Origin of the sequence: Bacillus sp. BS1807G30 (genome assembly GCF_040047675.1) — a bacterium.
GTDB lineage: Bacteria > Bacillota > Bacilli > Bacillales > Bacillaceae > Bacillus > Bacillus altitudinis.
The window spans coordinates 3127634-3142770 of sequence record NZ_CP157353.1 but is presented as its reverse complement, the minus strand read 5'-3'; the positions used below and the strand labels follow the sequence as shown (position 1 = coordinate 3142770).

Sequence of the window (15137 nt, the reverse complement as noted above, 5' to 3'; positions counted from 1 at the left end):
CTTCTTCTGGCATATAATAACTCAGGTCATCAGGAAGAGTTGAAGAAGGAGGCCAAATATGAAAAAACAAATCGCATCCATCATGGCAAGTGTCATTCTCATCATCAGTGCAGGGGTTATGACGCATAAAGAGGCGACTCAAGCGGAGTCACCGAAAGCGGCTGCAGTGGCTGGACAAGCTCAATCAAGTGATCGAGCGAAGGAAAACGGAATGGAGAAAATTGAGAAAGCCTATGACCTCATTTCGAATGAATATGTAGAGGAAGTGGATCGTCAAAAGCTGCTTGAAGGTGCCATACAAGGAATGCTTTCAACCTTAAATGATCCGTATTCAGTATACATGGACAAGCAAACCGCAAAGCAATTTTCGGATTCACTTGATTCCTCATTTGAAGGAATTGGGGCAGAAGTTGGAATGGATGAAGGAAAGATTATCATTGTCTCTGCCTTTAAAAAATCCCCTGCGGCAAAGGCGGGTCTGAAACCGAAAGATGAAATCATCAGCATTGACGGTGAGTCGATGAAAGAAAAAAGCCTAAACGATGCTGTACTGAAAATAAGAGGAAAAAAAGGAACGTCTGTCGCCTTGAAAATCAGACGAAATGGAATTGAAAAAGAGCTAACATTCCATATCAAACGAGAAGAAATCCCGCTTGAAACCGTAACGGCTTCAATGAAAGAGGTCAATGGTCATAAAACAGGCTATATTGCGATCTCTAGCTTCTCTGAAGATACGGCGAAGGATTTCACGGCAAGCTTGAATAAGCTCGAGAAAAAGGGCATGGAAGGCCTTGTGCTGGACGTGAGAGGAAATCCTGGCGGCTATCTACAAAGTGTGGAAGACATTTTGAAACATTTTATCACAAAGGATCAGCCATATATTCAAATTGCAGAACGGAATGGCGATCGAAAACGATATTTTTCAAAACGAAAAGAACAAAAACCATACCCGGTCAATGTCTTAATTGATAAAGGAAGTGCATCCGCTTCTGAAATTCTGGCTGGTGCCATGAAAGAAGCAGGGAAGTATGAAGTGGTAGGTGACGTTTCCTTTGGTAAAGGAACTGTGCAGCAGGCGGTACCAATGGGAGATGGAAGTAACATTAAATTAACGCTGTATAAGTGGCTGACACCAAAAGGGAATTGGATTCACAAAAAAGGCGTTGTGCCGACCATTGCGATTCATCAACCAGATTACTTCACCGTTGGCCCGCTCCAGCTGAAAGAACCGCTTCAGCTTGATATGAACAATGAAGAAGTCAGACAAGCACAGACATTGTTAAAAGGGTTATCATTTGACCCTGGCAGAGTAGATGGATATTTTGACGAAGAAACGAAAAAGGCTGTACTCGCATTTCAAAGCACATACAATCTCGAAAAATCAGGCGTGATTGATTTAAAGACAGCGAAAATGATGAACAAGATGGTAGATGAAGTGAAATCTTATGAAAAGAATGATCTTCAGCTGCAAACTGCACTAAAAGCACTATATCTCAAAAAATAAAGAGGCGAATAAATGCCTCTTTTTTTTGGTTCATAAGTGTTACGAACATGTAATAATTTATTCTTAAAAATATATTATATCGAGAAATATATTCATTTATTTTACAAAAAACATAACATTCCTTCGAATTTACCCGATAACATATTTATATAAGAGACTTTCTGTTGATTTAAACATGTCATGAAAATGAAACTTTTGAAAGTTGTATGTTACATAAATAATTCTTACAATAAAAAGTAGCACTCATTTTAAATATTTTATTTTTTGCGGATATTCAGCTTAAGCATTGAGCTGTACCGAGGTTTGCGCTTTTCTTAAAAGAACTAGTAAATGGGGGTACACAATTGAAAAGGGCAAGTATTGTGAGAGAGAAAAAATATTACGAGTTGGTAGAGGAGCTTAAGAGTCGTACGAAAGATGTGACGTTTTCGGCTACAAAGGCATTAAGTCTACTCATGCTGTTAAGCAGGTACTTGGTCAATTACACAACGGTAGAATCAGTCGACGAGATCGATGAAGACTGTGCTGAGATATACTTCAATTATTTAATGGATAATCATAAGAGACTTGGTATAAACTTAACCGACATCAAGAGGTCCATGCAGCTTCTCGGCGGCATACTAGATGTAGATGTGAATCACTATTTAAAAGATTTTTCACTGTCGAATGTCACACTTTGGATGAATCAGGAGAAATAAACCTGATGTCAAGCATCGATTTATTTGATAGAATAAGAGAAAATGCTTGACTTGGGCGGTGAACGATAATGAGCTCGGAGTGGATGGGAGCCGGATTAAAAGCGGTCGGTCTGTTTTTAATCCATCCTCTTTTTTATTTTATGGTATTAATCAGCCTATTATATGGCTACATCCGCGTAAAGCGGGAGAGAAAAGCGTTTCAAACAAGAATAGAAGATGTTTACGATGAACTGAAATTTACATATTCAAAGGGATGGGTTCCAGGAATTTGTCTATCGATCATATCTGTAGGCTTAGGGATTTCCCTTCCGCCTGGATTCATCGTGCTGATTGCAGCGATGACCATCGTTTTCTCTTTATTCTTTAAGGCGAGTGCGCTTTCGTCTGCATACACACTCGGTTTCAGTTTTATTGCGGCATTTGGATTGATGTCTGTTCAAGTGAGCCATTCCTGGCTGCCGCAGCTTTCAATGATGAATGCATCAGCCGTTGTGATCCTGTTAGGGCTACTGTTAATGACCGAAGGCATGTTAGCCTATCGAACGGCGCATTTACGTACATCGCCTGCAATGGTGATGAGTGCGAGAGGACTTTTGATCGGCCAGCAGCGAGCAAACCGTCTGTGGCTTCTACCACTTGTTTTGCTGATGCCGGCAGGTGAATGGACTTCTTCTCTGCCATGGTGGCCTGTGCTTCAAGTGCACGATCAAAGCTTTTCATTTATTGTGATCCCGTACATCATCGGCTTTGGCCAGCGTATTCAAGGATCGCTGCCAATTGTCAGTATTCAAATTACGTCACGCCGTATTATGATGCTCGGTCTAGCTGTTGCTGCAGTAGGTGCGGCAAGTATTTGGTTTGAGCCGATTGCGTGGGGAGCTGTTGTTCTAGCGATTGCAGGAAGAGCTTTTTTATCATGGAAGCAGAGGGCGAATGACAACGCTGCACCATTCTTTTTCTCTAAGCGGAATCAAGGGCTTATGGTGCTTGGTATCATTCCGAATACCCCTGCGGCTGATTTAAAGCTTGAGATCGGAGAAATGATTACAAAGGTCAATGGAATTGAGATCAAAACCGTTTCAGAATTTTATGAAGCACTACAAACCAATCGTGCTCTGACAAAGCTTGAGATCATTGGTCTCAATGGTCAGACAAGGTTTGAGAAACGCGCCTCTTACGAAGGGGAGCATCACCAGCTTGGTATCTTGTTTGTGAAGGACGATCCACAGCAAGAGCCAACGGCGATTTCATCTTAAAAAAGCTGCTAGAGATGGCAGCTTTTTTCTTTTGGGCGCGTTTCTCTCCCATAGGATTCGCCCCATTCACGCATGGCAAAGATAATGGGCTTTAACGTATTTCCAAGAGAAGTCAGTGAATACTCGACACGAGGAGGAACTTCCTCATAGACTTCACGGTGAACAATCCCGTCTTGTTCAAGTTCTCGTAATTGCAACGTCAGGACACGCTGCGAAATTCTTGGCAGAAGCCGGCGTATTTCGTTGTAACGCTTTGGACCGCAAGTCAAATGATAAAGGATGACGCCTTTCCATTTCCCTCCGATGACATTTGTAGTGATAGACACGGGACAGCCATGATTCACAATACTGACTGGATTGGATGGTGCACTCATCTCAACATTCCTTTCTTAAACGAACATGTTTGTACCTAACGAACAAAAATGTGCGTACTTGAATCAATGGAAGCTTTTCTTTTACCATAGAGATAGGACATCACACATTCGGGTTGTTTGTTTTCCTATCATAACAATTTCTATGAAGGAATGGAAAGAAATTGGATTGTGGGAACACACCTGTTCATTAGAAAGGATGAATAAAATGCGAGACAAAGAGCAGTTAAAAAAAGAAATCATTGAGGCGTATGAATTCCGTCATGCGACAAAAGAGTTTGACCCAGCGAAAAAGATTCCAGAGGATGATTTTGCATTTATTTTAGAAACAGGAAGACTTTCTCCAAGCTCTGTAGGGTTTGAGCCTTGGAAGTTCCTCGTTGTTCAAAATGAAGCATTTAGAGAAAAATTAAAAGAGTATACATGGGGGGCGCACAAGCAGCTTCCAACTGCCAGCCATTTTGTGATCATCTTGGCAAGAACAGATGCCCGCTATGATTCAGCATATGCAGAATACATCAACAAGCAAATCAAAGGAATGACAGACGAAACGTTTGAAATGGTCAAGGGGCGCTACAGAGAATTCCAAGAGAACGATCTTCATCTGCTAGAAAATGACCGTACATTATTTGATTGGGCTTCAAAACAAACGTATATTGCCTTAGGTAACATGATGACAGCTGCGGCACAGATCGGCATTGATTCATGCCCAGTTGAAGGATTTAGCTACGATCACATCCATCGTATCTTAGAAGAAGAAGGGTTACTGGAGGATGGTCAATACGACATCTCTGTCATGGCAGCCTTTGGTTATCGTGTCACTGAGCCAAAACGCGGCAAAACACGTCGCCCGATGGATGAAGTAGCTGTTTGGATTCGTTAATCGCTGTTTGTCTGAAAAAGGCTGTTGACAATTGCGTGGTTAGTCAGTATATTTAAAAAATAAAATCTTTGACGAATATACAAATTTGACTATAAACGCTTTGACTTGAGAATAGTAAATGAACATCCGTTTTTTAAGAGAGCTGCGGGTCGGTGCAACGCAGTAAAACGAATCATTGAACTCGCTCAAAGAGCGGTAAGACTGAATGAATAGTAAGTCTTTACGTGTGACCTCCGTTATCGGGTTTTAAGTTGGATTCAGCCATGGCTGAATCAATAAGAGTGGTAACGCGGTTGCAAGGTCAGTCGTCTCTTCCAGGAGATGGCTGGCCTTTTTATATGCTTTTATCTTATATTTGTCTGAAGATTCAAATTTAAAGGAGCTATAGAAAATGGAAAAGGAACATGTGCAGTTAAAACGAACAATGACATCAAGGCATATTATGATGCTTGCGCTTGGCGGTGCCATCGGTGCTGGTCTGTTTAAAGGAAGCAGTTCTGCCATTGATATTGCGGGTCCTGCTGTCATTTTGGCATACATGATTGGTGGTCTTATTTTATTATTTATTATGCAAGGACTTGCCGAAATGACCGTTGCACGACCTGGAGCAAGAACATTCCGTGACTTGATTGAACCTGTGTTAGGAAAATATCCGGCCTATTTCTTAGACTGGATCTATTGGAAGATGTGGGTGCTGAACATTGCAGCAGAAGCGATTGTGTCGGCCATTTTTATTCAGTACTGGTTCCCACAAGTGCCAATCTGGATGCTTGTGTTAATCATTTCACTTGTAGTCACAATCATTAATGTTTGCTCAGTCAAAATGTTTGCTGAGACAGAGTATTGGTTAGCTTCTATTAAAATTGCTGTCATCATCTTATTTATTATCATTGGATTCACCATGCTATTTGTCTCATTCGGACAGCATGCAGCACCTGGATTGTCTAACTTAACGGATCACGGTGGATTTTTCCCAAATGGTACTGGCGGATTAATTGCAGCAATGCTGGTTGTCGTGTATTCATATGGTGGGACGGAGATGATTGGGGTCACTTTAGCAGAAACAAAAAACCCTGAAAAAGTCATACCAAAGGCCATTCAAAGTACGTTTGTACGCATCATCGGTTTTTATGTACTGCCGTTCTTTATCATTGTCAGCTTAATCCCTTGGAATCAAGTAAACAATGAGCAAGTAAGTCCATTTGTGACAGTGTTTGCAACGATCGGAGTACCGTATGCCAGTGACATCATGAACGGCATTATCTTACTAGCGATTTTGTCTTCTATGAACTCTGGCTTGTATGCTTCATCACGGGTGCTTTATACACAGGCAATGGATGGCCGTGTATGGAAAGGATTCTCCAAGCTGTCAAAACAGCAGGTGCCTGTTCGAGCCATCCTTGTATGTACATCTACTTTGTATGCAGCTGTATTGATTTCTCTTTTTGTAGGAAGTCAAACGTTTAATTACTTGATGGGCTCTTTAAGTTACACAGTTCTATTCATCTGGTTTATCATTGCCGTCGGTCATTTGAAATCTCGAAGCATCGCACAGCCAGGCGGATATCGCGTGAAGCTGTATCCTTTCACAACGTGGTTTTCCGTTATTGCGATCATGGCCATTTTTGTCGGCGTTGTATTCAATACACCAATTGTTCAAACGCTGGTCACAATGGGCATTTATTTAATCATTACACTTTCTTTCTTTATTAACAGAAAACGGTTTGAAACAGCCGTCTAATTTATTAAAAAGCGTGCAGGACCTTCTGAAGGGTCTCGCACGCTTTTTTTAATACTGTTTATATTGCTTGAAATGGACAGGGGATTGAACGGGATGTGGCTTTGCCTGAAGGCCATAGCTCTCCCTGACGATATAAAGCGGCCGGTCCTTGGCTTCATCGTAGATTCGGCCGATATACTCTCCGATCATGCCTAACATAAAGAGGATGATCCCGCTAAAGAATAGCTGAATGACAATTAATGAACTCCAGCCGGTGATGGTGCTGTTAGTAAAAAGCTTTAAATATAAGACAAGAAACATCGAAATGAAGCCAATAGCTGAAAGGACAATGCCTGCCACGCTGGCCAGCTTTAAAGGTTTGTAAGAAAAAGATGTGATCCCATCCATCGAGAGCTTGAGCATCTTTTTGAGAGGGTACTTTGTTTCTCCTGCCAACCGCTCATCCCGAACATATTCTACCGCAATCTGTTTGAAGCCAACCCAGCTCACTAATCCGCGGACAAATGGGTTTTTCTCGCGTATTTTTCTCATTTCATGACACACTTTACGATCCATCAATCTAAAGTCGCCGGTGTCAATAGGAATATCTACTTCGGTGATTTGACGTAGCACTCGGTAGAAAAGGGAAGCCGTGTACTTTTTGAAAGCTGTTTCGCCTTTTCGTTGTGTGCGGACCGCGTATACGACCTCATAGCCTTCCTTCCATTTTTCAATCATGTCTAAAATCAATTCAGGTGGATCTTGTAAATCCGCATCAATCACTACGACAGCTTCTCCCTTTGCATAATCCATTCCCGCTGTAATGGCAATTTGATGCCCAAAGTTACGAGAAAAATCAATAAGTCTCACATGCGGATCAGTCTGGCAGTACCCTTTAATCAGTTCAGCTGTTCGATCCATACTGCCGTCATTGACGAAGAGAAGCTCATATGCTTCTCCCGTCGAATCCATGACGGTCTTGAGGCGCTGATACGATTCATGGATCACAAGTTCTTCATTATACACTGGGACTACAACAGAGTATTGTATGTTCTTTTCCATCAGTCATCGTTCCTCCCTTTTAATAGATGAATTAATCAACGGATAGTTCATAAAGAGTACCGCTCTCCATTCCGCCCATTCGTCCATTTGACTGATCATTTTGTTCGGATTGTTGGCTGCCTGTTTGCTGGTTCGTTTTGGATGTAGAGCTATTCTGCCATTTAGAAGCAGTTACTTCTTTGCCATTTTTTTGAATCCAAGTAAGAATGTCAGAGCTGCCGCCTCTCATACCAGAAAGATAGAAGTATTTGATTTTGCCGTCTTTAACGAGCTGTTTGAATTCATTAAGCGTGAGAATGTTATCAGATCCACTAAATCCACCTAATGCCATAACAGCTTTTCCTGTTTTAATAATGTAAGGCGAAGCAGTGGTTGCATCTGTTGTCCCGAATAGGAATTCTTCTCCCGTATTGTTTTTCTCAAGATAGCTGATCAGCTTTTCATTGACTTGTGAACTCATGCTGCCACTTGAAGTTGCAAGCTGAGGACCAGCCTCTGGCAGCATACTGTTTCCTCCGTAAAGAAGAGGTGTGCTTGCCCAGTATAGTGGTGCGATCAGCATCCCAAGGATGGCAATGAGAGACATGAATTGTTTTAGTTTTTCTTTCCCTTTTATCAAAAGTAGAGAAAGGATCGTTCCAATACCAATGATACCGACTGCAATGCTTAGTCCAAGACCGATCGTGCTTGTAAAAGTGGATAGGATAAAGATTTCAAATGCGGTTGTGACGAATATCGCAATTGGCAGTAGCCATTTTTTAAAGCCAGTTCCCGTTTGAAACAATTGAGTCATAGAAACCCATCCGGCTCCTGCTAATACAGCAATTGGCGGTGCCAGCATGATTAAATAATAGTGATGGAAAAATCCAGCTACACTGAAGAATGCAGCAACAGGTATAAGCCAAGCTAACCAAAATAGTGTTTCTTTTTGTTTTGTATTGAGGCGTCTTCTTTCAAAGGCTGTCGAGAAGAAGATACCAATCGCACCAAAGAGCGCAAATGGAAGCAGCCAGCTGATTTGATCGGACAGTTCAGATTGGAACAGACGTAATGGCCCTTTTGTTCCTGTTCCAAACATGCCAGAACCATTTCCCATTTTTCCGCCCCCGCCATTTGGCGGTCCATCACCATTACCGCCTGAAGGCATATCAGGTGGTGTTGTGCCGTTTGCATTGCTTGGTGGTCCTTGCATTGAAGGCTGTTCCTGACTGGATGATTGGTTTGAATTGTCTGAGTTGTTTTGAGTTCCATTTGATGGCGGCTGAGGCATGGTGGATGAATCATTGTCATTTTGCTGATCACCCTGCTGTGAAGGTGGCTGTCCCTCACCCTGATTTGTGCCTCCGCCTCCGCCAGACTGTTGACCAGTCAACCGCTGCAGACCATTGTAACCAAAGGCTAATTCTAGTGCTGAGTTCGATTGACTTGATCCCATATAAGGACGATTGTCTTTGGAAGTGAGATCAACCGCTATAGACCATGAAGCAGATACACCTAAAAGAACAATCATTGAAATCATCAGCGATAACAACTTTTTCTTCCATGTCGTTCTATAGGAAATGATGTAAAACAGGACGAGAGCCGGTACAATCATATACGCTTGTAGCATTTTTGTATTAAAACCGACACCGATCATTGCAAAAGAAGCAATCGCCCAAAGCACTTTCTGCTGTTTCACAGCCTTGAACATCATGGCTGTTGCGAGTAAAAGAATAAAGACGAGTAAGCTGTCAATGTTATTTGTACGAGATACAGCAACTGCGATTGGTGTACACGCCATAATGAGTGCTGACAGTCTTGCTGCAGCCTGGCCAAATGTAGGTTTGACTAGGCGGTAGATTAAATAAACAGATCCAATGCCAGCTAAAGCTTGGGGTAAGATCACACTCCAGCCATGCAGGCCGAAAATTTTGGCGCTGATCGTTTGCAGCCAGAAGGCGAGCGGTGGTTTATCCACCGTGACATAACCTGAGGGATCGAACGAAGCAAAGAAGAAATTATGCCAGCTTTGCATCATACTTGTGACCGCCGCTGTATAATAAGCGTTCACCGTATCGTCGTTCCAAATGTTATAAATGTTTAAAATGGCAGATAAAATCAATATGAAAAATAAATAAAGATCAAATTTCTGAAAGCGTCTAATCAAAAGCTTGTCACTCCTTTTTCTTAACTTGAAAAAAGTGTAACAAGCAAATATGAATAAATTGTTAATAAAAAAAGGCCAATTCTTTATTTTTCTGTTGAATAAAAACAGCTCTAGAAAAGAGCTGTTTTGTTTAAGATGTCATCTTATTTTATGAGGAGACAGGCGGAGTTTCAGTGCTCTCTGCACTTGGTAATTGTATAACAGCGGTCGTACCTAGGCCTTGTTCAGATTGAAGAACGAACGTGCCACGATGTTTTTTTATAATTTGATAAACAATGGCTAGTCCAAGACCAGAGCCGCCATCTTTTCTTGTGCGGGCTTTATTCACTCGATAAAAACGCTCAGAAACATGAGGGAGATCTCCTTTTGGAATTCCGCTGCCTTCATCTATGATTCTCAATTCAGCAGTTTGTTGGTGAACGAATAATTCAATCGAAATCGATTTTCCTGATGGCGTGTAATGGATGGCATTGTCCAATAAATTACGAACGACTTGCTCAAGTCGATCGCTATCACCATAAATAATACAATCTTCTTTGAGTTCTCGGTTGAACGAGATTCCCTTTTGACTAGTAATGAATGTCATTTGATCAAGAACATCATGAATAAGCTGCGCAAAGACGATTGGTTCCATCGTTAGTGGATAAGATTCCCCCTCTAATTGCGCGAGATCAAGAAGGTCATGTACGAGCCTGCTTAATCGTGTGGATTCGTCTTGAATAATCTGCATGCCTTTCTTTTGATCAATAATGCCTTCTTCAATTCCTTCGGCATAGCCTTTCATATAACTTAAAGGCGTTCTCAGTTCGTGAGAAACATTAGCAAGGAACTCTCTGCGATGCTGTTCAACTTTTTCTAACGTAGAGGACAGTTTATTAAAGGAACGGCTCAGCTGATTTAGCTCATCCCCTTTTTTGGTCACAGCCATGCGTTTTGAAAAATCACCAGATTCCATTTCCATTGCAATTTCTTTCATTTGATTGATCGTCCTTACGACTTTATTAGAACTTTTATATCCAATAAAGAAAATCAAAAGCAAGATAATTAAAATAGAGATGCCAAGCGTTAAACGAATTTGAACAAACGGTTCATACACATCAGATAAAGGCATAGAGAGGAAAATGGTTCCTGATAAATCATTTTTGTTTGAGAACACAGGGATGGCAATCCCGAGAATATCTTGATGAAACTGGGGGTGTTCTCTAATTAACACAACTGTTTTCCCTTGAAGAAGCTTTTGGCGTTCTTTAAACGTAATGAGGTTATCGTTTGTATTCGTATCGAAAGGAATACCGCTTGAAAGCTCCATAGGATCATCAGTAAAAATAACACTTGCCTGACTTGAGTCATTTGCCCACTTCATTCTGTCAGTAAAATACGTGTCTTTCCCGTGTTTGTGATAGATTTCTGCCAGCTTCTTTCCTTGTAAACTTAAAGAGTCAATCTGTTTATCTATATATAAGTGCTGGTATAAGTAATAAGTCAGGGCAAGAGCTGAGGCAGCAACGATGCCTATAACGGAAAGGATTAAGAAAAGCACTTTCCTTTTAATAGATAATGGCTTCATTTGTCCTCCTCAAACTTATAGCCGACACCCCAAACGGTTTTAATATACCGTTCCGCTTCCTTTAATTTCAGTCTTAGTGTTTTAATATGTGTATCGACTGTTCTTAAAGAGCCACTAGATGAGTGTGATTCCCACAATTTTTGATAGAGCTGTTCACGGGAAAAGACTTGGCCTTGATTGAGCAGAAGAAACATAAGTAAATCAAATTCTCTTCTTGTTAAATTGATGGGCTCTTGCTTGAGATAGACTTGTCTGCCATCTTGATCGATCTCCAAGTCACCAATCATGATTCGACTGCGCTTTAAAGAAAGACCTCTAATTCGTCTTAATGTCGTTTCAATTCTAGCTGCAAGCTCACGTAGACTAAAAGGCTTCATGATGTAGTCGTCTGCCCCAATTTCCAGCCCCTTAATGCGATCCTCTTCATAACTTCTAGCTGTTAAAAATAAAATGGGGATTTGAGAGGTTTGCCTGATGCGCTGGCAGACTTCGAATCCATCCATATCTGGCATCATAACATCCAATACAACAAGGTCAATGGCCTCTTTTTCAAGCTGATGTAAGGCGCCCGTGCCATTATTTGCAGTTATCACGTGAAAGCCTTGTCTCTGCAAAAAGGATCCGATTAACTCAAGCATATCTAATTCATCATCTACTATTAAAATATTCATCTGTTCTTTCATTTCTTTTCCTCCAACATGATAGCATAAGGTCCTGCTGGGATGTTCAGTCGGTTCTTCAACATGAATGTATGTTTGTCGATGACGGATACTGAATTGTCATCTAAGTTACTGACATATATAGATGAGGAATCAGCAGTGATATAATTCGGATTTTGACCGGTCTCAACAGAGGAAAGCAGTTTGTTTTTCTCGGTATTTACTTTATATAGTGTATGGTCTCCATGACATAATACATATAAAGTAGAAGAGTTTTTTTCTGAAAAAAATGCGACTGGCATAACACCTAGTTTGATTTCTCGCTGTTTTTTACCTGTTTTAGGGTCGTAAGCAAAAATGCTCTTATTTAATGTGCCCGGTTTACCGTGTCCTCCAACCCAAATGGAATGCCCATCAAAATGAATACCAGATGGCCGTTCTAGGACGGAAATCGTTCGTATCTTTTTTTTCTTTTCAATATCAATGACTGAAACAGAATGACTTTTTGCATTTAAAACAAACAACGTTCCTGAAGAAGACAACGCCATAGAAGAGGGTAATGTCCCGGTCTTCACAGTTGCTTTTATTTTCTTGTGCACTGTATCGATAAAATAAACGACATTTTTCTCTGAATCGGTCACAAGTAAAGTGTTGGTCTCCGCATCATACGCAAGTGAAGTCAGACCTTTATTCACATCCATATAGTCCGCTGCTGTTCCTTTTTTTAAATTGATTTCTATAAGAGATTGTCCTTCCTTACTTGATGCAATGATCACATCTTTGTTGATGTGAACAAGATCAGTGAGAGGATGTTTTAAATCAACGGAAGAGACAATTTTATTTTTTTGTAAATCAACGATTGAAAAGGAGGCTTTTTTTAGTTGAGAAATGACAGCAATTGATTGAGAGCTGCCAGGTGGCGTAAATTGCTGGTCTTTTCCGCAGCCTGCTAGGAAAAATAGTAGAGCTGACAAGCATATTAAAAAATATTTCACTCGTTTCATCCTTCTGCTCCTTTGGTGCTCTATTTTCAAAAAGCATAACACAAAAATTGTGAAAAAAAATCGAAGTTATGAATGCTGGAAGATATGAAAAGAAGTTTTTAGGTGGGGAAGTAGAGGTAAATGAAAGCTGAAATTTCATTTTCGTTTATTCATATGACATTTTTTCATGAGTAAAAGATCGTTTTCACAGTTTGATCATTGTATCCATAATCGGTTACAGTAACAAATAATCATAGCTCCCCCGCCCTAAATAGAGCGAAGGAAGTCATTAAGCAGAGTGTTCAGATGAATGAGAAGTGGGTTTCGTTTTTAGACGATGAGAGAGGAGGAAACCAAGAATACCTGCGCCCATTAATACGATAAATAAAGATTGAAAACCACTTAATATACCAATTAAAGTAGATGAAATGATACTTCCGAAATAACGAAAGGTAGAAAAAATCCCAGATGCAGAGCCGGATAAACTCTGATCAACAGATGTTAAAGAAGCCATCTGCATGCTAGTCATGCCAATACCTGATGAGATCCCCCCAGCGACTAATGTGATGATAAGGAGTGGTAAATTTGGGTAGCTGCTTAGTGTGATCAGCATAACACCGGATAAAGTAAGGCATAGAAATGAAAATCGAATCATTTTTTTGGCACCTTTTATTGGATGGAGCTTTGCTCCGAGTAATCCACTAATAGACATACAGAGTGAAAAGATCGAAAGGAAAATCCCGCTTTGTGTATGAGAAAGCGCGAGTTTTTGCTCCATAAACAGCGGCATGATGAGAAGAATCGCGTACATCACAAAATTACTAAGCATGATAGAAAGGTTAGCGTTCGTAAAAGTACTGTTTTTAAATAGTGTCAAATCAATGATGGGATTTGTAACTTTCCGTACGTGTTTGAAAAATAAAGGAATGGAAATGACCGCTAGAACGCCATAGATCATGTATTCGTTTAATACTTGGCTTTTAGTAAACAAAATGAGTGTGGCGATCCCGATTGTTAAGTATAACGAACCGATGATATCTACATTGGCTTGTAAACGCGTATGTTTCATCTTCGGAATCATAAAAACGCCTGTCACAAGTGTGAGAATCAAAAATGGTATATTCACTAGGAAAATGGAATGCCAGTCAAAGCTCTGAATGAGAATAGAGCCGATAAAAGGTCCAAGTGCGGCACCAATTCCCGCTCCAAAACCGAAAAAACCCATAGTTTTAGAAAGCTTTTCATGTGATACTGTTGCACGAATTAAAGCAATGCTGTTCGGCGTTAATATAGCTCCGCCTGCCGCTTGAATTGATCGGAAGCTAATAAGAAAAGCAAGATTAGGTGCGAAAGCACATCCAATGGAGCCAATCAAAAAGAGTATCACACCAACTAAATACATGCTGCGGTGGCCGTATATATCTCCCAGCTTACCCGCAATAGGTTGAGTGACTGCCATGACAATTAGATAAATCGTGACCACCCAAGTAATGTTTGATATGGATTGATCGTAATAAGTTGATATAGATGATAGAGCGACTGCGATCATGGTTGAATTGACTGGAACTAAAATAGCTCCAAGCAGCAAAGAATAAATGATCAAGTTCTCTTTTTTAAGATTCAATGTGTTTACCACCTTTGTAAAAAAGAAGAATTTCACCCAATTAAGTGGGGGAAATTCCTCTCATGAAAATGTGTGTGCATGTCTCAATAAAGTCTTCTTTTTGTGTTAAAACAAGCTGAATGTCTTGCTCTAGCTGTTGAATGAAAAAGCCAAAATACGTACTAATAAATATATCTGCATAGATGTCTTCTTTTCCTTCTAATACACGATGCTGAGCACTCATTTTTTTGAAATAATGAATCAGCATGTCTCTCAATTCTTGAGGATAAATTTTTTCATGGTCTGTTAAATCTTTAAACATAGCGGGTTCTCTCATGCTGATATAGATAAATTCTTTTTTTGAAGTCAAATCTTCAAGGAAATAGCTACCGAGAAATTTTAAATCGGTGTATAAATCGTCTTTAAATTCTGCTTCAAGGGTTTTGGTCGGTGTTGATTTCATTTTCATAATGGCAGCAATCACGCCGCGTTTGTTTTTAAAGTTACGAAAAATTGTCGCTTCACTTACATTCGCTTTTGTCGCAATTTCTTTTGTCGTTGTTTTTTGATAGCCCTTTTCAGACAATAATTCCATTGTTGCGCGAATGATCCGTTGATTTGTTGATTTTAACAAGCATACTCACCTCAGGTTATGAATGTGTTTGCAACAAAGTAAGTATACCGA

At 40.4% G+C, this 15137-nt stretch carries 13 protein-coding genes and 1 other annotated feature; of the genes, 5 read left to right on the top strand and 8 right to left on the bottom strand.

Features of this window, described 5'->3' with window-relative positions:
* The first annotated feature begins 58 nt into the window (after window positions 1-58).
* The 3 genes from ABG082_RS16260 (at window position 59) to ABG082_RS16250 (ending at window position 3458) form a co-directional block, all read left to right on the top strand.
* Entirely contained in the window at window positions 59-1504 is a 1446-nt protein-coding gene (locus ABG082_RS16260) for a S41 family peptidase (protein ID WP_041091482.1), read from the top strand.
* A gap of 344 nt (window positions 1505-1848) precedes the next feature.
* Window positions 1849-2202, top strand: coding sequence for a swarming motility protein SwrAA (locus ABG082_RS16255; RefSeq protein ID WP_007500014.1), 354 nt, complete (start codon window positions 1849-1851; stop codon window positions 2200-2202).
* 83 nt (window positions 2203-2285) lie between these two features.
* Complete coding sequence (locus ABG082_RS16250; protein ID WP_017368129.1) at window positions 2286-3458, top strand: PDZ domain-containing protein; 1173 nt, start codon at window positions 2286-2288, stop codon at window positions 3456-3458.
* 8 nt (window positions 3459-3466) lie between these two features.
* Here the strand turns inward: ABG082_RS16250 and ABG082_RS16245 are convergent, their stop codons facing one another.
* Window positions 3467-3832, bottom strand: a complete 366-nt coding sequence (locus ABG082_RS16245) for a winged helix-turn-helix transcriptional regulator (protein WP_017357877.1) — start codon at window positions 3830-3832, stop codon at window positions 3467-3469.
* Window positions 3833-4037: 205 nt separating this feature from the next.
* Between ABG082_RS16245 and ABG082_RS16240 the strand changes: the two genes are divergently transcribed.
* Complete coding sequence (locus tag ABG082_RS16240; RefSeq protein ID WP_348936266.1) at window positions 4038-4712, top strand: NAD(P)H-dependent oxidoreductase; 675 nt, start codon at window positions 4038-4040, stop codon at window positions 4710-4712.
* A gap of 91 nt (window positions 4713-4803) precedes the next feature.
* Window positions 4804-5028: a binding site (T-box leader), on the top strand.
* 75 nt (window positions 5029-5103) lie between these two features.
* Window positions 5104-6453, top strand: coding sequence for an amino acid permease (locus tag ABG082_RS16235; RefSeq protein ID WP_007500022.1), 1350 nt, complete (start codon window positions 5104-5106; stop codon window positions 6451-6453).
* 48 nt (window positions 6454-6501) lie between these two features.
* On the opposite strand, the gene ABG082_RS16230 is transcribed toward ABG082_RS16235, so the two are convergent.
* The 7 genes from ABG082_RS16230 to ABG082_RS16200 all read right to left on the bottom strand — a co-directional run bounded on the left by ABG082_RS16230 (window position 6502) and on the right by ABG082_RS16200 (window position 15086).
* Complete coding sequence (locus ABG082_RS16230; RefSeq protein ID WP_065461148.1) at window positions 6502-7494, bottom strand: glycosyltransferase family 2 protein; 993 nt, start codon at window positions 7492-7494, stop codon at window positions 6502-6504.
* Window positions 7495-7525: 31 nt separating this feature from the next.
* Window positions 7526-9640 (bottom strand): glycosyltransferase family 39 protein, encoded by a 2115-nt coding sequence (locus ABG082_RS16225; protein ID WP_348936265.1) that lies wholly within the window; start codon window positions 9638-9640, stop codon window positions 7526-7528.
* 148 nt (window positions 9641-9788) lie between these two features.
* Window positions 9789-11207 (bottom strand): ATP-binding protein, encoded by a 1419-nt coding sequence (locus ABG082_RS16220; protein ID WP_317328084.1) that lies wholly within the window; start codon window positions 11205-11207, stop codon window positions 9789-9791.
* On the bottom strand, window positions 11204-11890 hold the full coding sequence (locus tag ABG082_RS16215; RefSeq protein WP_019743413.1) for a response regulator transcription factor: 687 nt from the start codon (window positions 11888-11890) through the stop codon (window positions 11204-11206). Before ABG082_RS16215 ends, ABG082_RS16220 begins: the two co-directional genes overlap by 4 nt.
* Window positions 11887-12870 carry a YncE family protein gene (locus ABG082_RS16210; protein ID WP_017357882.1) on the bottom strand — a complete coding sequence of 328 codons (984 nt, stop codon included), beginning with the start codon at window positions 12868-12870 and terminating at the stop codon, window positions 11887-11889. Before ABG082_RS16210 ends, ABG082_RS16215 begins: the two co-directional genes overlap by 4 nt.
* A 268-nt stretch (window positions 12871-13138) precedes the next feature.
* A complete protein-coding gene (locus ABG082_RS16205) occupies window positions 13139-14473 on the bottom strand; it encodes an MFS transporter (protein ID WP_317328082.1) in 1335 nt (444 codons plus the stop codon).
* Between the two features lie 40 nt (window positions 14474-14513).
* Window positions 14514-15086, bottom strand: a complete 573-nt coding sequence (locus tag ABG082_RS16200; RefSeq protein ID WP_008348201.1) for a TetR/AcrR family transcriptional regulator — start codon at window positions 15084-15086, stop codon at window positions 14514-14516.
* Window positions 15087-15137 lie beyond the last annotated feature (51 nt).

Coding starts and splice junctions, on each gene's coding strand:
- ABG082_RS16220 (WP_317328084.1), bottom strand. CDS start 11,207: ATGAAGCCATTATCTATTAAAAGGAAAGTGCTTTTCTTAATCCTTTCC.
- ABG082_RS16215 (WP_019743413.1), bottom strand. CDS start 11,890: ATGAAAGAACAGATGAATATTTTAATAGTAGATGATGAATTAGATATG.
- ABG082_RS16260 (WP_041091482.1), top strand. CDS start 59: ATGAAAAAACAAATCGCATCCATCATGGCAAGTGTCATTCTCATCATC.
- ABG082_RS16240 (WP_348936266.1), top strand. CDS start 4,038: ATGCGAGACAAAGAGCAGTTAAAAAAAGAAATCATTGAGGCGTATGAA.
- ABG082_RS16250 (WP_017368129.1), top strand. CDS start 2,286: ATGGGAGCCGGATTAAAAGCGGTCGGTCTGTTTTTAATCCATCCTCTT.
- ABG082_RS16245 (WP_017357877.1), bottom strand. CDS start 3,832: ATGAGTGCACCATCCAATCCAGTCAGTATTGTGAATCATGGCTGTCCC.
- ABG082_RS16235 (WP_007500022.1), top strand. CDS start 5,104: ATGGAAAAGGAACATGTGCAGTTAAAACGAACAATGACATCAAGGCAT.
- ABG082_RS16230 (WP_065461148.1), bottom strand. CDS start 7,494: ATGGAAAAGAACATACAATACTCTGTTGTAGTCCCAGTGTATAATGAA.
- ABG082_RS16210 (WP_017357882.1), bottom strand. CDS start 12,870: ATGAAACGAGTGAAATATTTTTTAATATGCTTGTCAGCTCTACTATTT.